At 41.9% G+C, this 20,478-nt stretch carries 19 protein-coding genes; 5 read left to right on the top strand and 14 right to left on the bottom strand.

Annotated features, from left to right (window positions below; genetic code table 11):
- The first annotated feature begins 71 nt into the window (after window positions 1-71).
- Window positions 72-1,457 carry a H(+)/Cl(-) exchange transporter ClcA gene (gene clcA, locus ABWP91_RS04375; protein ID WP_353242203.1) on the top strand — a complete coding sequence of 462 codons (1,386 nt, stop codon included), beginning with the start codon at window positions 72-74 and terminating at the stop codon, window positions 1,455-1,457.
- A gap of 54 nt (window positions 1,458-1,511) precedes the next feature.
- On the opposite strand, the gene tehB is transcribed toward clcA, so the two are convergent.
- From tehB to ABWP91_RS04350, 5 genes are all read right to left on the bottom strand, one after another.
- A complete protein-coding gene (tehB, locus tag ABWP91_RS04370) occupies window positions 1,512-2,399 on the bottom strand; it encodes an SAM-dependent methyltransferase TehB (protein ID WP_353242202.1) in 888 nt (295 codons plus the stop codon).
- Between the two features lie 120 nt (window positions 2,400-2,519).
- Window positions 2,520-3,599, bottom strand: coding sequence for a linear amide C-N hydrolase (locus ABWP91_RS04365; protein WP_353242201.1), 1,080 nt, complete (start codon window positions 3,597-3,599; stop codon window positions 2,520-2,522).
- 178 nt (window positions 3,600-3,777) lie between these two features.
- Window positions 3,778-4,551, bottom strand: coding sequence for a topoisomerase IV (locus ABWP91_RS04360; RefSeq protein ID WP_353242200.1), 774 nt, complete (start codon window positions 4,549-4,551; stop codon window positions 3,778-3,780).
- A gap of 483 nt (window positions 4,552-5,034) precedes the next feature.
- Window positions 5,035-5,613 (bottom strand): YceI family protein, encoded by a 579-nt coding sequence (locus tag ABWP91_RS04355; RefSeq protein ID WP_219246444.1) that lies wholly within the window; start codon window positions 5,611-5,613, stop codon window positions 5,035-5,037.
- Between the two features lie 13 nt (window positions 5,614-5,626).
- Complete coding sequence (locus ABWP91_RS04350) at window positions 5,627-6,184, bottom strand: cytochrome b (RefSeq protein ID WP_353242199.1); 558 nt, start codon at window positions 6,182-6,184, stop codon at window positions 5,627-5,629.
- A 366-nt stretch (window positions 6,185-6,550) separates the two neighbouring features.
- Between ABWP91_RS04350 and ABWP91_RS04345 the strand changes: the two genes are divergently transcribed.
- Window positions 6,551-7,180 carry a glutathione S-transferase family protein gene (locus ABWP91_RS04345; protein WP_353242198.1) on the top strand — a complete coding sequence of 210 codons (630 nt, stop codon included), beginning with the start codon at window positions 6,551-6,553 and terminating at the stop codon, window positions 7,178-7,180.
- 147 nt (window positions 7,181-7,327) lie between these two features.
- Here the strand turns inward: ABWP91_RS04345 and ABWP91_RS04340 are convergent, their stop codons facing one another.
- Window positions 7,328-7,948 carry a malonate decarboxylase holo-ACP synthase gene (locus ABWP91_RS04340; protein WP_353242197.1) on the bottom strand — a complete coding sequence of 207 codons (621 nt, stop codon included), beginning with the start codon at window positions 7,946-7,948 and terminating at the stop codon, window positions 7,328-7,330.
- A gap of 207 nt (window positions 7,949-8,155) precedes the next feature.
- Between ABWP91_RS04340 and ABWP91_RS04335 the strand changes: the two genes are divergently transcribed.
- A complete protein-coding gene (locus ABWP91_RS04335; RefSeq protein WP_353242196.1) occupies window positions 8,156-9,151 on the top strand; it encodes an FUSC family protein in 996 nt (331 codons plus the stop codon).
- Window positions 9,152-9,170: 19 nt separating this feature from the next.
- Here ABWP91_RS04335 and ABWP91_RS04330 read toward each other — a convergent pair whose 3' ends face one another.
- On the bottom strand, window positions 9,171-9,863 hold the full coding sequence (locus tag ABWP91_RS04330; RefSeq protein ID WP_353242195.1) for a DAPG hydrolase family protein: 693 nt from the start codon (window positions 9,861-9,863) through the stop codon (window positions 9,171-9,173).
- 92 nt (window positions 9,864-9,955) lie between these two features.
- Between ABWP91_RS04330 and ABWP91_RS04325 the strand changes: the two genes are divergently transcribed.
- Both ABWP91_RS04325 and ABWP91_RS04320 read left to right on the top strand, forming a co-directional pair.
- The gene (locus ABWP91_RS04325) at window positions 9,956-10,597 is read left to right on the top strand and encodes a TetR/AcrR family transcriptional regulator (RefSeq protein WP_353242194.1); all 642 of its coding nucleotides are present in this window, start codon (window positions 9,956-9,958) and stop codon (window positions 10,595-10,597) included.
- Window positions 10,598-10,725: 128 nt separating this feature from the next.
- Window positions 10,726-11,367, top strand: a complete 642-nt coding sequence (locus ABWP91_RS04320; RefSeq protein WP_353242193.1) for an NAD(P)-dependent oxidoreductase — start codon at window positions 10,726-10,728, stop codon at window positions 11,365-11,367.
- Window positions 11,368-11,454: 87 nt separating this feature from the next.
- On the opposite strand, the gene iolB is transcribed toward ABWP91_RS04320, so the two are convergent.
- From iolB to iolG, 7 genes are all read right to left on the bottom strand, one after another.
- Window positions 11,455-12,285, bottom strand: coding sequence for a 5-deoxy-glucuronate isomerase (iolB, locus tag ABWP91_RS04315; protein ID WP_353242192.1), 831 nt, complete (start codon window positions 12,283-12,285; stop codon window positions 11,455-11,457).
- 184 nt (window positions 12,286-12,469) lie between these two features.
- Window positions 12,470-13,363, bottom strand: a complete 894-nt coding sequence (gene iolE, locus ABWP91_RS04310; RefSeq protein WP_353242191.1) for a myo-inosose-2 dehydratase — start codon at window positions 13,361-13,363, stop codon at window positions 12,470-12,472.
- A 30-nt stretch (window positions 13,364-13,393) separates the two neighbouring features.
- Window positions 13,394-15,298, bottom strand: a complete 1,905-nt coding sequence (locus ABWP91_RS04305) for a bifunctional 5-dehydro-2-deoxygluconokinase/5-dehydro-2-deoxyphosphogluconate aldolase (RefSeq protein ID WP_353242190.1) — start codon at window positions 15,296-15,298, stop codon at window positions 13,394-13,396.
- Window positions 15,299-15,323: 25 nt separating this feature from the next.
- Window positions 15,324-16,457, bottom strand: a complete 1,134-nt coding sequence (locus tag ABWP91_RS04300; RefSeq protein WP_353242189.1) for a Gfo/Idh/MocA family protein — start codon at window positions 16,455-16,457, stop codon at window positions 15,324-15,326.
- Between the two features lie 325 nt (window positions 16,458-16,782).
- A complete protein-coding gene (locus tag ABWP91_RS04295) occupies window positions 16,783-17,211 on the bottom strand; it encodes a PTS mannitol transporter subunit IIA (RefSeq protein ID WP_206082750.1) in 429 nt (142 codons plus the stop codon).
- A 54-nt stretch (window positions 17,212-17,265) separates the two neighbouring features.
- Entirely contained in the window at window positions 17,266-18,672 is a 1,407-nt protein-coding gene (locus tag ABWP91_RS04290) for a sugar porter family MFS transporter (protein WP_219246419.1), read from the bottom strand.
- A 413-nt stretch (window positions 18,673-19,085) separates the two neighbouring features.
- The gene (iolG, locus tag ABWP91_RS04285) at window positions 19,086-20,072 is read right to left on the bottom strand and encodes an inositol 2-dehydrogenase (protein WP_353242188.1); all 987 of its coding nucleotides are present in this window, start codon (window positions 20,070-20,072) and stop codon (window positions 19,086-19,088) included.
- Between the last annotated feature and the right edge of the window lie 406 nt (window positions 20,073-20,478).

The following is a 20,478-nucleotide window of genomic DNA, read 5'->3' as shown; positions in this document are numbered from 1 at the left end:
TTTTAGGTCAAGACTTGTTATACTGAATATAAGTGATTGTTATTTGGTCGTAATTAGAGAGTCCAATAAAGATGATACAAGAAAATTCATCCCAAAAATCAACCCCCACTTCAGCAGGAGGGTTGTTCACACGTATAAAAAGCTCGGATAAAACACCATTAAAGATCCTCTTACTGTCTGCCATTATTGGTGCATTTGTTGGGTTAGTTGGCTCTTTATTTGAAATAGGTACAACCTGGGTCAGCAATTCACGTGTTCAATCGGTTGGTGAACTAGCCAGCAATAAATGGCTGGTTGTGATCGCCATGTTTTTTGTTTCTGCCATTTTGGCGATGATTGGCTATTACCTCGTAAAACGCTTTTCTCCAGAATCTGGAGGGTCAGGGATCCCTGAAATTGAAGGCGCTTTACAAGATTTACGCCCTGTCCGTTGGTGGCGAGTGATCCCCGTAAAATTTATTGGTGGACTTGGCACATTAGGCTCAGGGATGGTTTTAGGCCGCGAAGGCCCAACAGTGCAATTAGGTGCCAATATTAGCCAAATGTTCTATGACCTTTTTCGCCTAAAAGATAATGAATCCCGCCATACATTATTAGCATCGGGGGCAGCGGCTGGTTTAGCGACCGCATTTAATGCCCCACTAGCTGGGATATTATTTATTATCGAAGAGATGCGCCCGCAATTTAAATACAGTTTAATCTCCATTAAAGCGGTATTTATTGGTGTCGTCACCGCAACAATAGTCTACCGCTTAATCAACGGTGAATCCGCAGTACTCAATATTGGACAATTCTCCGCAGCGCCGATGAATACCCTGTGGCTATACCTTGTTTTAGGTATGCTGTTTGGCGTTATTGGAATTTGCTTTAACCGCTTTTTGCTATTCCTACAAAGCCAGTTTCAACGTTTTTACCAAAACAAACTTTCACGTTTTGTCCTTATGGGCGGGTTAATTGGCGGCCTTTGCGGGGCAATTGGCGTTTACATGCCTGAGATTGTGGGCGGCGGTTATGCCGTGATCCACCAGATGGTCGCAGGCAGCTTTACTGTCACTTTCTTATTGCTATTTTTTGCACTGCGTTTTCTAACTTCAACCATTAGTTTTAGCTCAGGGGCACCCGGCGGGATTTTTTCACCGTTATTGGCTCTAGGGACCTTATTTGGCGGGATTTTTGGTTACAGTGCATTAGCCATTTTCCCTGAATACCAAATTGAGGTAGGGACATTTGCTATCGCAGGAATGGGCGCATTATTTGCTGCGACAGTGAGAGCCCCCTTAACAGGGATCGTCTTAGTATTGGAAATGACCAATAATTACCAGTTAATCCTACCGATGATTATCACCTGTATTGGTGCCACAATGATGGCGCAATTCTTAGGTGGCCGACCGTTATACGCTGTTCTGTTAGAAAGAACCTTAGCGCGTAGTGATAAAGAAAAAGCCGCTGAAGCTTAACTTGTTGCATAAAATAGGGGGCTAATCAAAGCCCCCATTTTTCTTAATCATCATTTATTTCTTTTTGGCAATTAATGTCGCAAAATTCAATTTTATGCGGTTACCTTGCGCATCTGTGCGGTGTAAATGGCCTGGGTTTTCGTTGTATTTTAAGATTTCCCAATCTTGGTAATAGCCTTCTAACTCGCCCGGCTTCAAGAAACACTTGAATGGCACTAAATCCATTGGTGCGTCTGGCGTTTCAACCGCGCAGACAATCACGTTTATTCCGCCAGATAAAGTGTGTTCTTGCATATTTCTTACCACATCTGTAATTTTTTCCCGCTGTAAGAACATTAATACCACGGTGGAAATGATTAAATCGTAATCGCCTTGGATTTGATGGCTATTGATGTCATAAACCGCGGTGCTGATATTTTCAATACCCGCTTGTTTTTTAACAAAATCAATCGCTTGAATATGTTGCGGATTGATATCAACTGAAGTGACATCATACCCTTGCAATGCTAGGTAGAAACTATTGCGTCCACGCCCTGAACCAAGATCCAGTGTTTTACATGGCTTGGAAAGATTATTTTCACACAGATAACGCACTTCAGAATGCGGGGTAGTCAAACCGTATTCTTTAAAAAATTTGAGCTCAGGCTTACACATAAATGAAAGCTGACATTGCAGGTCATCACTACAGTCAGAAATTCGGTGCCAAACTTGCGGTTCAATTATTGGCGGCTGGTTGTTTATATCAAACGTAAAATGTTGCTCGCTACCATCATCATTAAAAATAATGAAATCCAAAGACCCTTGCAGCACCTTCAATTGCGCATAAGAATCTTCTTTTGTGTTATGACGTTCTTGGAACATTAACGGAAGAGACGCTTTATCCCAGACAGGCATGGTCTTGTAACACACTAGCTCATTCATATCATCACCAATAAGTTGCATTTTAAATACATCTTATACTGTTCGTTTATTATCTGCAAAGTATTCATCAATAAATTACTGAGGCTTTGATACATATCAACCTACCGCAATTGCCGCAGGTTGATACCTAAAAATTAGGCATTAATAGCCCAATTGTTTTGCACTAAGCCCTAAGAATTCAAATGGTTTTGTCACTACATAATTATTGGTGGCATCCCCTGAATAGATGTGGCTTTGCTCTTCACCCAGCTCCAACTTTTTCACTTTCCCAGTCTCAGCTGAAAAATCAATTTTCGCTAAGTCTGTCCAAAAGATATTTGGCGTGAGCGCTGATTCAAAAAAGTATAATTGACGCTTATGGTCCACCAGTGTGCGCCAGCGGGTTGAAGAGATCTCAGGGGAAGATTCAGAGCTTAAACCATAAGGTACAGAGACATTACGGATCACCCCAAATACACTCGCAACCGCTTTATTTGCTGTGGTGTTTTGTGGAATCGCATTGACATAAAACTGCGCCCGAGCAAACCTATCCGCTGAACGGTTCGTGCCCGGCAACATCACCGTGCCACCAATACCTTGCCAATATTCCTGCATTGCCAGTTGTTTTTCATAGGCTGGCGAGTTGGTCATTACTTGGTATTTGCGGCTATGATGAATAACCTGCTTACCATCGATGTACTCGATGATTGCACTGTCACCACTGGCATCTGAAATCGATAAATGCAAGGTGGCTAAACGGTCTTGGCCAGGCACATTATCAGTGGCCACCAGCAATGGATTTTTTTCAAGCTCTTCAACCGCTTCGGCGACAGTCGCATAGTTATCTAAAACATATTGCGCCCATAATGAAATTGATAATGCAGGTTGTTTATCATTCACTTGCGGATATTTTGACTCTGCTAGCCAAAGTAGATTGGCAACCAATCCTTCCTCATTTACCCCATCAGTGGTCGAAATATCGTACCCTGACGCAATCACACTGCCGTATTTCGATTTCCATTTCATTGAATTCGGCCCTGCAACACCATCCCGCGTCATACCGCGTGGGAAAATCCAAAGGTTAGTGCCGATATCATATTTCCAGTCCATGGTTCGCCCTGTCATGATTTGCTCATTCTCCCCTAAATACACAACACGGGTACAAGCTTGGCTAACCACGGCGGGCAAAGAAATTGCCGCGAGGGTAATGAGCGTCACAATACTTTTTTGAACGAACTTCATGCCACCTCCAAAAGAGATAAAACTAACAGATTGATATAGTAAGCATACTACATAAATTCAGATGATGAATTTTGCACAGATAAAGTATAAAAAATGGCAGGAGATGTGAATAAAATAAATGTAATAATTAATAATACGTAATAGCACCTCATTATGAGATGCTATTATTCACTTAAAACTAGTTATTCACTGATGAAAATAAAGAACGCAATAATGCCGCTTTTTTTCCATTGTCAGGAATAGCGAGAATTTCATCATAAAAACTAATAGAGATTTGGCAAGCCAGTGCAGGGGATTTTTTCCCCGCGTCTAAATTCCCAAGAATTGCGGCATCAGCACCATATTTAGTACTGAGGCCCGTTGCTAATTGAGCGAGTGTTTCCGTGTATTCAGTCGGAGACATCAGCGCCTGTGTTTTACCCGCTTCACTGGAAATCAATAATTCATTAGTGGCTTGAATTTGCTTTAATAATACCGCTTGGCTTTTTTTCGGTGGAATGATTTCAGCGGTTTCTCTTAAATGTGGAAACAGTGAATAAAAACACGTTTGCCCTGTTGGGTCTTCTTCCAACAAGACTTTAAGGTAATCATTGACCTTACTGGTAAAATTAATCACCGCATCATCCGATGCATATTCCATCCGCTCTAAAACCAGTTTCATCACGCTGCCGACCACTTGGTCGAACAATTGACGACGAATATCTTCATTTTCAGGGTCGTATTGCGTGATCAGATGTTCAAAGCTTTGATAGGTTTCAGGGCTGATTTTTTTCACTGTTGCAATAATCGGTAGTTCTTTTTCAGCTTGCACCAATGCTTCAGAGTGAATAGCGGTATTATTGTCCGTAGATAACACATTGTTATCTTTACTTAACCAGTAAAAACCGACTGCAAATGCAATAAAAATAATGCTAACAATCAATGCGGTTTTACGTGAACTATTTGTATTCAAAGTCGCCCTGCCTTTTCTTAATAAAACGAATAACTACGCTCGTTTTCACGTTATGACGTTACCTTTTCATCACCTTCAATCACCCGATGACATTAAGCCACTCAAATAATTATAGTGTGCATTACGATAACATTCTGAATTAACCTGAAAAAAGTGATATTGACTATTTTAGCCTGTATCAATATGGGCTAGCTATAGGAATAAGGGAAATTGCGAGGTAATGGTGAGGGAATTTACCACAAAAAATCAATTCATTATTTTATAATAAAAAACACCCTCGAGGTTTATCTCCCCGAGGGAGTCAGACTGCTGACAAACCGATTAGGTTTGACTGCAGGTTGGATTGGTTTTGAAAATACAAAGGAAAATCAATTTATTGATTTTCGGCTGATAACACAAAGCAGGAAAAACCGCGCTTTTATCCTGCTTTGTCAACAACCTCACACCCTCGAGGTTTATCTCCCCGAGGGTGTTTGAATAAAACTATTTAGCTTGGACACCTTCAACTGAAATTAACAGTTGAGCTTCTTGGGATTTAGGGCCCAAATCAGACTTGATGTTAAACTCTTTCAGTTTGATGTTACCTTGCGCTTCGAAACCTGCACGGTAACCACCCCATGGGTCTTTACCTTCACCCATAAGTTTTGCATCTAATGTGATTGGTTTCGTTACACCATTTAAGGTGAAATCACCGGTAATTTTGTAAGTTTCGCCGTCTTTTTTCACTTCCGTTGAAACGAATTTCGCTTCTGGGAATTTAGAGGCATTTAAAAAGTCTGCACTACGTAAGTGCTTATCACGCTCAGCATGGTTAGTATCAATACTGCCTGTTTTAATCGTTACTTCAACTTTGTCTTTTGCTGGGTCTTTTGCATCATAAGTAAAGTTACCATCAAAATCTTTAAAGCTACCGTACACCCAGCTATAACCTAAGTGCTGAATACGGAATTCGATGAAAGCGTGTTGGCCTTGCTTATCAAATTGGTAAGTTTCAGCAAGTGCAGAACCCGCTGTTAAAAATAGTGCACCAGAAGCCAGACCAAGAACCGTTTTCTTCAACATAATTATCTCCACGTTACTTATCGGGGTTAAAACCCAACATTCTTTTTAATGTAATATCACGATCAAAAATGTGATGTTTAAATGCGGCAAACGCATGTAAAACTGACAATAAAACTACCGCCCAAGCTAGGTACAAGTGAATTTCACCTGCGGTATCTGCTTGTGTTGCAGCGCCAGTAAATATAGCGGGAACTTCAAACCAACCAAATACACTGATTGGTTGTCCATCAGCGGTCGAAATTAAATAACCGCTAATCAAAATACTGAATAAAATAATGTAAATCAGAATTTGAACAGTAATAGAACTGACTTTAGTTAATTTACTGTAGCTTGATAATGGCTTTGGTGGTGGTGAAATAAATCGCCAAATCACACGAAATGCCATAACAATAAATAATAATATTCCTATACTTTTATGAATCTCTGGTGCTTGGTGGTACCAACTATCATAATAGCCCAGTGTCACCATCCATAAACCTAAGGCGAACATTCCATATACGACAATCGCGACTAACCAGTGAATGAGCAACGTAAGGTGCCCATAACGGGTTGTATTATTTTTCCATTGCATGATAAAAAACCAGTTAGAGATGAAGGTGATATTTAATTAACTAAGCCGTAATGATCATAAGGTGAAATTAATTTTATTCCTATCCCAAAGTTAGACAAATATTTTGTTGAAGATATTCAAATACGATCACCATTATAAAAAATAGTTTATTATTTCATTTTGTCTATATTAAATAATAAAATTTGAATAAAGTTTTTTCCAGTTTTGTAAATCACTGTGACAGTTTATTTTTTGATAGTGTTATTAATTCTATCTTATTCTTATTCGCTATATTCTTTTTCGCGATAAAAAACATTTGTAGACCCACTCTATTCCTTTTACATTGGTATTCTCTGTGTCCCTCTTCTCTTATTAGCAGGTTGACCTATGTACACACTTTGGATTGCGAACAAAAATTACTCTTCTTGGTCATTACGCCCTTGGGTTTTATTAAAAACGTTGCAAATTCCTTTTGAGGAAAACATCTGCTTTTTTGAAAATGGCAAAAGCAGCCATGACAAATTTAGTCGTTTTTCTCCGACGGGGTTAGTCCCTTGTTTAGTCGACGGAAAACAGACCGTTTGGGACTCTTTAGCGATTTGTGAGTATGTGGCAGAAGATTACCCCCAAGTGTGGCCTACAGGCCGTGCAGCGAGGGCTTGGGCACGTAGCGCCAGCGCTGAAATGCACTCAGGTTTCACTACGTTACGCCAACAGTGCCCAATGGATGTTTCTCGTAATGCACCGTTAACCGACATCTCTCGCGAATTGCAGGCGGACATCGATCGAATTTCACAGTTATGGCAAGAAGGATTGGAAAAATTTGGCGGCCCTTGGCTGGCAGGGAATGAATTTACTGCAGTAGATGCATTTTATGCCCCTGTCGCATTTCGTATCCACAGTTACCAGCTCCCCGTCAATGTAGCAGCGCAACAATGGGTTGCCCGTATGCTAAGCTTACCTGCAATGCAAGAATGGCGACAAGCTGGCATTCAAGAGCCCCATATTTCTCATTAAAAAAATAGCGCAGAGTCTTTTCCCTCTGCGCTATTTTCAACCGATTATTGCTCGGTAAAAAATCACCTGCACGAACATCAAAATTAATTATTAAACAATGTGTTCAGCAAACAAACGAGCTTCGTGTATTTTTAAAGCAAAAGTCATTTAAAGCGTTTCATCCCACGGATCTGCTGTCATCACATCACCTTGTGGCGTATGCAATGTGACTTGGTCATTTTTAAACCACTCGGCTAATGAAAAACCGCCTTTCGGCGTTTCCACATGAATATCGATGGGGCAATAAGGTGTATTGGCTTTGATGGCAAATTCAGCAAAGTCTTCTTTTTGATGGCGTGTTGGGCAACGCAGCACCACATCGAGGTCACAATCAGACAGCATACTTTGAATATCCGTTGCCAATGTATAAGCGCAACTCCCCGCCACACCCCATTTCCACGGCCATTTGGTTTGTGAAATCAACCATAAAACCTGTACGGGTGGCAATGCAATAAACATCGACCTTTGCAATTCAACGGAATCAGCGACCAATGACTCAACGTTCATGATGTGGGTGATTGCTGATTTTTTAATTTGTGTCGTAACACGTTGATGTGGCTTGATGCCCCGTATTGCGACCGTCACGTTACCGTCTTCTGCTTTGTCACGGTACACCGTCAGTGGCAGTTTGCTATTCCACTGCGCGCCAACCCATTCGGGAAGTGATCCTATCTCGACGTCTTCATTACTGCCGACCCAAACAAAATCATGAGGATTGATTATTTGCATTTTTTTACCTTTATGATTGTTACGACTGCTCTTTGTCTATTATGCCTTTTTTGCTATATAAAAACAGAAGTTACCTCCACTTTGCTTGTGCAATAACATTTATTCCCAATCTGACAAAATACACATTCCCCCTTGTAATCCCGCGATACTTATTATTTAATTATCTTATTAATTAATAAGTTAAAATCGGTTTATGAATATCGTATTATGAGAACATTTCCAGCTATTCACGATGGGATTATCTTTACCAGTTGCATGTTTTTCAGTGCGGCAGCAGCTTTTGCGATTTTAGATGCGCAAGCTGCCATGTGGGCAGCCTTCTCAACCTTATATTCCTTTAATTTATTCAATGCGGCGAAAGAGTATAAAAATTATGCTTACACCGCATTTTGTTTACTGATGATCTTAGTGGCGATTTTCATCGGTGATACCCTACGCCTTGGTATTCCTTTTTATATTTACCTCGCCATCTTCTCGTTTATTTATTATCAATTGTACGGCACCGATCCCGCCATGGATTTAACCATGAAATTTATGATTATCATGTCAACAATTGGGACGATTTTACCGGACATCTCTAAAAGCTTAGCGTTGGGCTTTATTATTGGCAGTGCAGTGACACTGATTAGCTATTATGTGCTTAGCCATAAAATGACGCGCCACAGTGTGATCACCAGCGCCTTAGTGGAACGCAATTTATTTACTCTGCGTAAAAATATTATCCCTCGCTCAATGACCTATGCATTGGGATTGTTGCTCGCACTTGCTATTCCACGGTTTATCGACCTTGGGCATTTTTATTGGACACTGCTGACCTTTGTGTTTGTTTTACATCCCAAATCACAAAGCATTATTAAGATTACCTTGCAGAGAGTCTTAGGTAGCCTGATTTCTGTTTTATTACTCTATTTTTTATTTAATACCCCGCTTATGCCGTATATCGGGTTAATTGCAATGGTGGTTTTTGCTTTTTTAATGCCAATGAGTTTTCACCACGGATATACGTTTATGACTTTTGTGGTGACAAGTTTGATACTCTCTGTACTTGAACAAGTGGTGTACTGGCGCCATCCGACCTATGAATTACTGTTCGACCGTGTATTAGAAACGGCATTGGGCGGTGTAATTGCGATTGTGACGAGTATTATTTTGAAATTGTTTCGCGAGGGAAATCCACCTGAGCAGACCGTGGAAAAAAGCTAATTTCCCACGGCGTCTTCGTTTACCAAGGTAAAGGGGCTTTCTCATTGTTCGCGTGTTCCCCGTAATATAATGACGGTAAGAAACGCGATAAATAGGTAAATTCGTTATAACAATGGCGCATTAACTCAAGGCCGATATTGTCAGGTAATTCATTCACAGGGTCTGTTAATGAAGCGCCCAGTAAAAAACGACTCCGCAAAACGCAGCCAAACTCTGTATCTCGTGTAATGTGCATCATTTTGCCATCAATAGGGTAACCTTGCGCATCCATCAAGACATGGTCCCCAAAACCAATTGAAGCGCAAACAGCCCCTGAAATCGATTGGTTTTCAATCGCCTGTTTCAATGCGTTCGAATCAAAAAAGTCACTGGCTTCGCGAAATTTCAATTTAGCCGCAACGGGCGGGATTTCCCCTAATGATTCAACCGCATGAATTGATGCGCCAATGTAGCTCTCCCCTTTTTTCCATTTGTCATCCCAACCATGGTGGGCAACATGGTCATGGGGGTGCCACCAGCGGATGTGCTGGGTGGTTTCAAAAAACGTAAACCACCACTCTACCATTCGGCCTTTACAACCATGTAAGTCTGTCCGAACTGCAACGGTAAGTAACCCATTTTCATCCCTTTCAATCCCCATCTCTAACCGTAATGGTGCGGGTAACAGTAGGTCATTCACATTTTCAACAGCCCAAGTGGTATTCGTTTTCATTGTTCACCTCAATTAGGAAACTTTATTTGTTTCCTAATTATATTTGAGCTAAAATACGCCTAAGTCAAGCACAAAAAAATAGAGCGCCATTTATGCCAAAAGATGAACCAAGCAAATCGACACGCGGTAGACCCAGTGTTCCTGAAGCTGAATTAAAAGAAAAAATTATTCAGGCCACTGCACAATTGCTCCTTGAAGAGGGTTACTTATCCACCACTATTGATACCGTGGCAAAACGTGCAGGTGTGGCGAAAAAAACCATTTACCGGTTTGTGGATAACCGTGAAACACTGATTGAAATGGTGATTTTGAGTTGGACAGACAGCTTTGTTCCCCTGTTTGAGCAAGAAGCGCAATCAACCGATAACTTTTTTGCCTTACTCACTCAAAACATCAATGCAATTGCACAAAAAGTCTTGTCTTATGAAGCCGTTGGGCTCTTTCGTTTATTGCAAACCGATTTCAAACAAAAACATATATTGCTCGATAAATACCAAAAAAGTGGCATCGAGCGCAGCCGCCAACTGTTGACGCAGTGGTTAGTTCGCCATGAGAAAAAGCAGCTTATCAAACAGGCGGATTTTGTAGTGCTCAGCGATTTAATCTTATCGATGGCCATCGCAGAACCATTAAGGCAAATTTCTCTAGGGCTCTCCCCTGCGGGGTTAACACCCGTCCTCGAAGCAAGAACGGAACACGTCGTTGCCCTTTGCAAACACGTCTTGCATCCATAAAACTGGCGAATGATGTCAAGAAAACGCACTAAGTACATTCCGCGGAAGATAAATCTGCCCTATACTTTAATTAGATGATATTTACAAAATCAATCAAACAACAGTGTGTCACACACTAGGGGTTCCGTATGAAAATATCGATCATTGGTGCGACCGGTTTTGTAGGAAAAGCATTAGTTGCAGAAGCGCTGCGCCGCCATCACCAAGTGACCGCAATTTCCCGCCATAGCAACACCCTGCCACAACATGCTCATTTGATAACAGAATCTGGGGATATTACCGATGTGGCTTGGCTAACATCTCGCCTGAAAGGCCAAGATGTGGTGATCAGTGCATTTAACGGCGGCTGGCAAAATCCGAACTTGTACCAAGACACGGTCACAGGGAATAACGCTATTTTGCAAGCAGTACAAAAAGCCTCGGTAAAACGCTTTATTGTGGTCGGTGGCGCGGGTAGTCTAAAAATTGCCCCTAATATGGATTTAATTGATTCGCCAGATTTTCCAGCCGAAATTAAACCCGGCGCACAAGCCATGCGTGAGCTTAAAAACCAGCTGCAAACTATCGATACCCTTGACTGGACTTATGTGTCCCCCGCTGCCATGTTAGAACCTGGTGAACGCACAGAAACGTTCCGTTTGGGTGGCACTGAATTATTGATGAATGGCAATGTCCCTGCGAAAATTTCTGTGGAAGATTTTGCCGTTGCTATCCTTGATGAGGTCAATAATGCCCAATTTGTTCGCCAACAATTTACAGCAGCTTATTAATTACGCATAAAAAAGCCGGTAAATAATTTACCGGCAAAATAGATAACAGATTTGGTGCTTACAACTTTATTTCACTTTATTCACAACTTATTGCGCTTTGTGCTTAGCGGCATACACGTCACTATTGACCCAATTATGGTCTTTTTCCCATGTAAATAACCACTTACGTGTTGGCCCTGCCATCACATTCAAATAGTAGTTATCGTAGCCTGCCACCGTTGCCATTGGGTGATACCCTTTTGGCACCATCACCACATCTTTGTTATACACCGCCATACATTCGTCTAATTCACGGTCGTCAGTGTAAACACGCTGCATACAGAAACCTTGGGATGGGTTCAAACGGTGATAATAGGTTTCTTCTAAATAGGTTTCATTCGGTTCATTATCAGTATCATGTTTATGGCTTGGGTATGAACTGGTGCATCCTTCATCCGTAAACACTTCCACCACTAACAAACTGTCCGCAGCTTTATTGTCGGGTAAAATATTGTGGACATAACGTTTGTTATAACCATGACCACGTTGTTCTGCGCCAATATCATCAGGGCCAATTAAACGGGTTGGGTAAGTGCCTTTTCCTTTCGCACTGCACACGGCAAGCTCTAGAGCCGTTTCGGCTTTAACTTCTGCAAATTCTTGCGCCGTCACATACACCGCATACGGTTTTTTACGCTCAAATGGATCCATGCGATCGCCAATATTTTCAAACGTTTGATCAGGCGTTTTGATCGTCGCCTTACCTGCCACTAAGACTAAACACATTTCGTTTTCAGACGCAGGCAAGGAAATAGATTCACCTTGTTTCAGTTCATACACATCAAAGTGTACATATCCCCAGTTGGCAATCTGTGGCGTGATATGCTGAGTACGCTTATGTGCATCTGGAGCATGGTATTTCGACAGTAATTTTGACATAACTTTCCTCTAGCTTTTTTCAGGTTGTGACAGTTGTTCACAACCTATTGAATTAACTTTTTGCTCTTTTCAGCCATCAAATACGCGCTTGAGGCTAAAGTACCAATCCCTAGAAACGCACAAATCAATATCTAGGGATGGTAAACGAGACCAACAACGTCACAAACTAAAATATGACGAAGATTTAGATGAGGCCTGCGTCTTTTGCTAACTTGTGTAAATTGTTATAGCCCAAGGTTGCATACGTCAACGGATGCGCGATTGCCGGGTCTTGCTCCGCTTCTACCACTAACCAACCATTTTCATATTGGCTATTTTTCAATACCTTGAAAACTTCAGGGTAGTTAACACAGCCATCACCTGGTACAGTAAAGACCCCTGCTAGTACCGCATCCAAGAAACTCGTTTTACGGTTTTTCACATCGTTAAGCACATCGGCACGCACATCTTTGCAGTGCACATGGTTGATGCGTTTAGCCCAACGTTTCGCCACTTCTACGGGATCCGCCCCTGCAAATGTTAAGTGACCTGTATCAAGCAATAAACCGACTTCATCACCCGTATATTTCATGAGGTTATCCACATCTTCGGCTGATTCAATCACGGTCCCCATATGGTGATGGTAGGCAATTTTAACGCCTTGAGATAACGTATATTTCGCAAATTCAGTCAGCTTTTTACCGTATTCTTCCCATTTGTCCGCAGGGAACAGTGGTCGCATATGCACAGGCTTACTTTGATCCCCATGAATACAATGGGTCACCTCTGCAAACACCATCACTTTAGCGCCAAGGTCACGCAATAACGCTAAGTGGCCTTGCACAGCTTCAATTTCTTCTTCCACGCTGCGGGTTAATAGCTCACCTGAATACCAGCCAGAGACTAATTGTAAGTCGTGTTGTTTCAAGATTGGCCCTAAAATGTCAGCTTTACGGGGGAATTTATTCCCCAATTCAAAGCCTGCAAACCCTGCCTGACGGCCTTCGGTCAAACAAGTTTCCAGTGACGTTTCCGCCCCCAGAGTGGGTAAATCATCATTGGTCCATGTCAAAGGGTTAATACCAAGTTGGATTGCCATGATGAAGCTCCTGTGTAGGTAAGAGGGATATTATTTACGCTGACGCCATAGGGCAATCAGGTTTAAATAGTTTGCTTTTATTTTCTGCACCAGCTCGTCATCATTCAGCTCACCTTTCATCCATTCTAAAGAAGGTTTACCGAACAACGTACGACCCACTGCGAATCCTTTAACGATTGATTTGCCTGCGGCAGCATTAAAGCCTGCTTGTAGCTCGTCTTGCGGCGCATCTAAACCTAATAACACCACGCCACGGCAATACGGGTCGCGCTCTTGAATTAAGGCATCCACTGCATCCCAATTTTCGGCTTGCAAAGGTGGCAGCTTCCACCAATCGGGTTTAATGCCTAAGTTATAGAAGCGTTTGATGGCACGTAAATACAGCTCGTCAGTGCGTTCCATATCCGCAGGTAAAATCACTTCAAGCAATAATTCATGGCCTGATTGGCAACATGCGCTGTACACTTCTTGCACGGTTTTTTCTTGCTCTAGGCGCAGCGGGTGGTTGTCTTCTGGGTGGAAGAACACCAAACATTTCACGATATGCTCTTTCGGCCAGCTAATCAGTTGTGAACCAATGTTGCCGTGTTCTAAGCAAAGTGGTCTTGATGCGGGTAACTCGATTGGGCGACCAATCCACCAGCCACGCCCTGTTACGTCGTTGAGCACATCTTGCCCAAAAGTACTGTCACACAGCAACCCCGCTTTGCCTTGTAAATTCGCTTCTTGCGACACTTCAAGACTGGCGCGGAAAATCAGTTTTTTCAGATGCGGGATGCAGGAAATGTCTACGCCAGCAGTACGCGCCATATCTACAAATTGAATGCGGTGGTCAAATGCCATCACACAAAGTTCGTTCCATTGTGTGCTGCGTGCCGTCACACGGTGTAAGTGGTTTAATACTGGGTCAAGGTCTGGGCGCGGTACTGCCGCTGCACGCTCAAGGTAGTTATCCAACTCAACCTTCGTTGGCATTGCAGGCGCACAGCCGTGGCGTGAAACCACCAGCGCACCGCACGCATTGGCATAGGCACAGGCTTTTTCCCAACCATCGCCATTTAAATAGCCCCGCAACAGGCCAGACATAAACGCATCACCCGCGCCTAATACGTTAAGGACGTCAACTCTAACACCATGTACTGTAATGCCTTCGTCTAACGTCTCTGGGATCGCACCACTAAATACTGAACAGCCTAATGAGCCGCGTTTACACACTAATTCAGCATCCGTTAATTTGCGGATATTTTTCAGTGCTTGGATGGTGTCCGTTGTTCCCCCTGCAATGTGAAACTCTTCTTCGGTTCCCACAATCAGGTCAAACATCGCTAATACTTCTTGCAGTTGCTGCGTTACACTGTCTGAGGCAATAAAGCGCGTTTCGCCATCACCCAAAGAGGTTAACCCCCACAATACTGGCCGATAATCGATATCAATCGCGGTTTTCACATTATTACGTTTCGCATATTCCAGTGCTTTTAATACCGCAGCACGGGTTTTCGGGTTCGATAAATGCGTACCCGTGATCGCTAAGCAACGGGAAGAGGCAATATAGTCTTCCGTAAAATCATCGGGTGTAATGGCCATGTCGGCGCAATTATCACGGTAGAAAATCAGCGGAAAAGTATCTTGGTCTTTGATCCCTAAGATCACTAATGCGGTTAATCTGTCTTTGTCCGTGATCAGATGACTGGTATCGCACCCTACGCGTTGTAATTCCTCGCGTAAAAAGCGCCCCATATGCTCATCCCCCACACGAGCTAACATCGATGATTTCAAACCTTGTATTGCTGTACCGAATGCAACGTTACCTGATGAGCCGCCTAAATATTTGGCAAACGTGCTCATATCTTCTAAACGAGAACCTATCTGTTGTCCGTACAGGTCAACGGCAATACGGCCCATACAGATAACATCTAACTTCTTCTGCTTATCCATTAATCACCCCTTAACTACAACAGAATTAATTGATTTCTTTAACTTTGACCCAGCGCTGCTCTTCATAAGAGCGGGCGATGGCATCTAAAATACGCGACACTTTCCAACCTTCTTCAAAGTCTGGCCACATGCCTTTGCCTGTCGCAACACCATCAATTAAATCGCGTACTTCGACTGTTTTTTGATCGTTAAACCCAATGCCGTGACCTGCCCCACCGCAAAATGGCGCGTAATCTGGGTGTTCAGGCCCAACTAAAATTGTTTTGAACCCTTGGCGGTTTGATGGCTCATCATGGCGGTACAGTTTTAATTCTGCCATTCGCTCTTGGGTAAATGACAACGTGCCTTTGGTGCCCGTCACCACATAGGTCAGTCCCATTTTGCGGCCAGATGCGATGCGGGAAGTCTCGATAACTCCCATAGCGCCGCCTGCAAAACGCACCATGGCATGAGCTTGGTCTTCATTTTCTACCGCAACCATTACAGAAGAACCTGCCTTTTCAGGACGTTCTTTGATGACAATTTCCATATCGCCACACACCGTTTCAATATCGCCCACTAAATATTGCGCCATATTGATAATGTGAGCGCTAAGATCCCCGAGTGCACCCAGCCCTGCCTTTTCTTTAAAGCAGTGCCAATGAATAGGCGCCGTTGGATCTGCCATATAATCTTCATTATGCGTGCCGTAGAAATGGATCACATCGCCAATTTCGCCATTTTCGATGATCTCTTTCGCTAATTGCGCCGTTGGGTTTTTCATGTAGTTAAACCCAACCAAGGTTTTTACTCCGGCTTTTTCAGCCGCGGCAACCATCTCTTTTGCATCGTGGGAATTGAGGGCTAGTGGCTTTTCGCAATAAACATGTTTGCCATGTTTAATCGCTTCCATCGCCATCTCTTTGTGTAAAAAGTTAGGAGAACAAATATCCACAACATCAATATTTGGATCCGCTACAAGTTTGCGCCAATCATCCGTTGAACGATTAAAGCCCATTTCTTGTGCACGGGTTTGCGCAAGCTCTGGTGTCACTTCTGCAATCATTTCACGAACTAGCTTTCCTTTTAGTGGAAAAACCGTTGATGCTTGTGCATAAGCAATCGCATGAGCGCGCCCAATGTAGCCTGTTCCAATCATACCAATACGGATTTCTTTCATTTGTTCTCTCCCTCGCACATTCTGTATGGCGCAATGGCTATCCCAATGCTTTATTGAATACTTTTGATTTGATAATACTGTTATACGGAATATTTATTTCATTTTCAACAAAGTTAGAAACATTAATTTCATTATGTGATCTGGCATGGATTTTTCTGTAATTAGCTAATTTATAAAGAGTTAAGCTAAAGATAGATCATATAAAGCGAACTAATCAGATATAAAAAATGAAATAAAATTGAAATTAGTGAAATAAAATGGAATAAATGGGGGATTAGCCAAGAATGATGGAAAGCATACAATTGTATGCTTTCCAATTAAAACATTAACGATGAAGGATACTCAAAAATTCCTCTTTGCTTGAGGTAAGTGACAGCGCATTCGCAATAAATTCATCACTAAAAATCAACGCAATTTCTCTGAGCACATCAATATGCTCCCTTGATTTTGCGATAACGCCAATAGCGATGAACATCACATTTGTTCGGTCCCAAATTACCCCATCGGGAAATTGAAAAATCTCCACACCACTGTGCAAAATAATGTCATTCGCTGATTTGGGTAGGTGCGGTAAGGTAATTCCATTACCTAAAAAGGTCGAAATTTGCTGCTCTCGCTCAGTTAAAAAGTGGACGCAATCCCTATCGACATAGCCTTTTCGTTTAAATTCAGCGCCAACCATTTGCAATACTTCGGCTTTATTTCTCGCTTGGCAACCTAAATGCAGGCTTTGTGTGGTCAGTTGTTCAATCATATTCCACCCTCTTGTAAATTTATTAGGTGCATTCACAGTGTGAATGCACTGTAATTACATTGATGACAATTCTTCTTCCAGCTGTTCCAGAGATTTGTTTGATGTTTCAGGCAGTAATTTCACCACAAACACAATAGCGAGGTAGTTTATTACCGCGAAAATCAAGAATACTGGGCCTAATCCAAGTTCTGCCTGTAACACTGGGAACAAGTAACTAACAATCGCGTTCATGATCCACATAAAGAAAACGGAGATCCCCATAGATAACCCACGAATTTTCAGTGGGAATAGCTCGGCTAATACAACCCAGGTTAGGAAGCCCATTGTCCCTTGCATTACCCCGACAAACACCGCGCCTAATAACCAAATTAAGGTCGCTTTCACATCCCCCGTTAAGAAGTAATCCGTTGCGGCGATTAATAAGTGCAATGAGGCCATTAAGGCAAAACCACCCACAATCAAAGTTTTACGTTTGAAACGGTCAACTAAGAAAAGTACCCCGATAACCATACCACCGACAGAGAATACCCCGTTAAGTACGTTGAAAACTAACGATGTTTGCTCAGAAAAACCCGCTGTTTTTAGGATTTCGGTCCCGTAGTACATAATCACGTTCACACCCGTAGTTTGCTGCAATGCTGCCCACACCATACCAATGAGAACTAGCTTTAAAATCCACGGTGTATTGAGGATAAGCGCTAAATTTCGCTTGTTAGCATCCGGGTTTTTCTTCGCTTCTGCCGCTTCAACGTCTAACAGCGTCACGATGTCTTCGTACTCTTGTATTGCGCGTTTTTCAGGGCGAATTTGCTTTAAAATCTTCAGCGCTTCTTCGCGGCGATTTTTGCTCATTAACCAACGTGGGCTTTCAGGGGCTTTCCACATACCAAATAATAAGCACAATGCGGGAACAGCTTGAACGAGCAACATATAGCGCCAAACGTCGGGTAAATGCCCCCAAATAGAGCCGATAATGGCATTAATCGCAAATGCGGCTAGTTGCCCAATAACAATGGCAACCTCATTGAGCCCAGTGAGTTTTCCCCGCATCTCTGTCGGGGCAACTTCAGAGATAAAAGTCGGTGCCGTGACAGAAGCACCACCAACAGCGAAGCCAAGGATAAACCTTGCCACTAATAAGACTTCGATATTCGGCGCAGCCGCTGATAAAAATGCTCCGAATAAGAATAAAAAGGAGAGGTAAAGTAGGTAAGTTCGTCGACCTACATAGTCAGCGACACGTCCACCACAAACACTACCGAGGGCTGCGCCCACTAACAAAACGCTCATCACTAACCCTTCTGTGGTCGGTGTGAGCCCCATGTTTTCTTTTAGTGATGAAAATGCGCCATTGATAACACCAGTGTCATACCCGAAAAGTAATCCACCAAAAGTGGCAACCAGTGTAATTTGGTGCAACCTTTTTCGCTGTTGTTCGTTGAGATTCATTATTAATGACATATTATTACCTTATTATTTGTATCATTATGTCAGTCAAAAAATGCCTTTTCAGTATTTAAGTAAATGCCTTATGTAAGGAATTAAATAATGAAAATATTTTTTAACTCGCTGAATTGAATCACTATTGAATTAACTTTTAATATGCTTTTAAATTAACCCACGAGAGGAAAATAAAACTAAAACCAATAAATACAACAAGTTAATTAAATAGAGCAAAAATAAGATTGTAAAAGGCCTTCAATCTATATCGGAATATAAAAAGTCTGTAGAGTTTTTTATTAAATACAAAACTTATTTTCTATATTTAATTGATGTATGGATATCATTAAATACTTTTAGGTTTTGTCTGCGGACGAAATTATTTTTCGCCCGCAAATTTGTAATCGAATTTAAAACACGTTCAAAGAAACAAACTACAACTTAACTTCTTTACCTGATTTTAATGACTCAAGTGCTTTGTCCGCTAAATACAGCGCTAACTCACCATCGCTTCCTGTCGTTTCTGATTGTGCACGACCCGCTAAAATGTCCACAAAATGCTCCCATTCTGCTTTATAAGCTTCATGGTAACGTTGCAAGAAGAAATACTCTGGTTTTGCAGATAATGCCCCTGCTTCACTTAACAATGAAACGCTGTTTTCTTTAATGTTCCCTGCGGTTAACAAGCCTTTTTCACCATGTAATTCAATGCGCTGGTCATAACCGTAGCCAGAACGGCGACTATTGGAGATGGTCGCCATCGCACCCGATGGGAATTTCAAAATAATAAATGCGGTATCGATATCGCCCGCTTGACCAATGGCAGGGTCAACCACATTACTGCCTTGTGCGAAGACTGAGCATGGCTCCTCGCCTATCATAAAGCGCGCCATATCAAAGTCATGGATAGTCATGTCTCTGAACATACCGCCTGATACTTTGACATATTCTGCTGGTGGAGGTGACGGGTCACGAGATGTAATAATTAAAGATTCCGCTTTACCAATCGCGCCTTGTTGGAATAAATTTTTCAGGTGGCGAAATTGTGGGTCGTAACGGCGGTTAAAACCAATAAATAAAGGAACATTATGTTCTTTAACGCTTTTAATGCACTGTCTAACACGTTCAAGGTCAAGGTGAACGGGCTTTTCGCAGAAAATGACTTTTTTATGTTTAGCAGCAAGTTCGATTAAATCAGCGTGGGTATCTGTCGCAGAAGCAATCAAAACACCGTGAACATTCGGGTCTTGCATCGCTTCTTCTGTCGTTTGCACTTTTGCTTGGTATTTTTCAGCCAAGGCAACCGCGTTGGGTTGATAAGGGTCGATAACAGAATAAAGTGCGGTTTCTTTATGGCCGGCAATATTAACAGCATGAACCTGTCCGATACGTCCTGCGCCGAATAGTGCTATATTGAACATTCAAATGCTCCTTGATACTTTAAATCCACTATTTGGATAGTATGAAATATACCAAACAAAACGTTCATTTCAATTTATAATTTTTTGGAAATTATGTTTTTGGGCTCTAGGTAACAAATGTTACATTAAAGTGGATTTTTAGTGTTATTTAGATCACAAAATAATAATGCAACCTATCAGTATTTGACAATAAAGTCTGCGTCCCATATCCCTTTTTTAATTCATCATTCCTTTTATCAACTCACCAAAGTGATACTTCGGAACATACATTTCGATTTTTTATTTTTTAAACTATTAAAACCATAAAAAAACCCAGCAAAAGCTGGGCATAAATAGATAAAGCTAACGCAAATGTTAACCACGTAGAATATAAAATGAAACGCAATCCTTGCTAAATTTCCAGTAA

Source organism: Providencia sp. (assembly GCF_040396775.1).
Lineage (GTDB): Bacteria > Pseudomonadota > Gammaproteobacteria > Enterobacterales > Enterobacteriaceae > Providencia.
Note: the sequence above shows the minus strand (reverse complement) of the source record. Positions and strands in the feature narration are given on the sequence as shown.

What these genes read in the sequence shown, in the direction of transcription:
- ABWP91_RS04340 (WP_353242197.1), bottom strand. Translation starts at nt 7,948, where the DNA reads ATGCAAATAATCAATCCTCATGATTTTGTTTGGGTCGGCAGTAATGAA.
- iolE (WP_353242191.1), bottom strand. Translation starts at nt 13,363, where the DNA reads ATGGCAATCCAACTTGGTATTAACCCTTTGACATGGACCAATGATGAT.
- iolG (WP_353242188.1), bottom strand. Translation starts at nt 20,072, where the DNA reads ATGTTCAATATAGCACTATTCGGCGCAGGACGTATCGGACAGGTTCAT.
- tehB (WP_353242202.1), bottom strand. Translation starts at nt 2,399, where the DNA reads ATGCAACTTATTGGTGATGATATGAATGAGCTAGTGTGTTACAAGACC.
- ABWP91_RS04350 (WP_353242199.1), bottom strand. Translation starts at nt 6,184, where the DNA reads ATGCAATGGAAAAATAATACAACCCGTTATGGGCACCTTACGTTGCTC.
- clcA (WP_353242203.1), top strand. Translation starts at nt 72, where the DNA reads ATGATACAAGAAAATTCATCCCAAAAATCAACCCCCACTTCAGCAGGA.
- ABWP91_RS04305 (WP_353242190.1), bottom strand. Translation starts at nt 15,298, where the DNA reads ATGGATAAGCAGAAGAAGTTAGATGTTATCTGTATGGGCCGTATTGCC.
- ABWP91_RS04330 (WP_353242195.1), bottom strand. Translation starts at nt 9,863, where the DNA reads ATGAAAACGAATACCACTTGGGCTGTTGAAAATGTGAATGACCTACTG.
- ABWP91_RS04290 (WP_219246419.1), bottom strand. Translation starts at nt 18,672, where the DNA reads ATGTCATTAATAATGAATCTCAACGAACAACAGCGAAAAAGGTTGCAC.
- iolB (WP_353242192.1), bottom strand. Translation starts at nt 12,285, where the DNA reads ATGTCAAAATTACTGTCGAAATACCATGCTCCAGATGCACATAAGCGT.
- ABWP91_RS04335 (WP_353242196.1), top strand. Translation starts at nt 8,156, where the DNA reads ATGAGAACATTTCCAGCTATTCACGATGGGATTATCTTTACCAGTTGC.
- ABWP91_RS04320 (WP_353242193.1), top strand. Translation starts at nt 10,726, where the DNA reads ATGAAAATATCGATCATTGGTGCGACCGGTTTTGTAGGAAAAGCATTA.
- ABWP91_RS04325 (WP_353242194.1), top strand. Translation starts at nt 9,956, where the DNA reads ATGCCAAAAGATGAACCAAGCAAATCGACACGCGGTAGACCCAGTGTT.
- ABWP91_RS04345 (WP_353242198.1), top strand. Translation starts at nt 6,551, where the DNA reads ATGTACACACTTTGGATTGCGAACAAAAATTACTCTTCTTGGTCATTA.
- ABWP91_RS04355 (WP_219246444.1), bottom strand. Translation starts at nt 5,613, where the DNA reads ATGTTGAAGAAAACGGTTCTTGGTCTGGCTTCTGGTGCACTATTTTTA.
- ABWP91_RS04365 (WP_353242201.1), bottom strand. Translation starts at nt 3,599, where the DNA reads ATGAAGTTCGTTCAAAAAAGTATTGTGACGCTCATTACCCTCGCGGCA.
- ABWP91_RS04300 (WP_353242189.1), bottom strand. Translation starts at nt 16,457, where the DNA reads ATGAAAGAAATCCGTATTGGTATGATTGGAACAGGCTACATTGGGCGC.
- ABWP91_RS04295 (WP_206082750.1), bottom strand. Translation starts at nt 17,211, where the DNA reads ATGATTGAACAACTGACCACACAAAGCCTGCATTTAGGTTGCCAAGCG.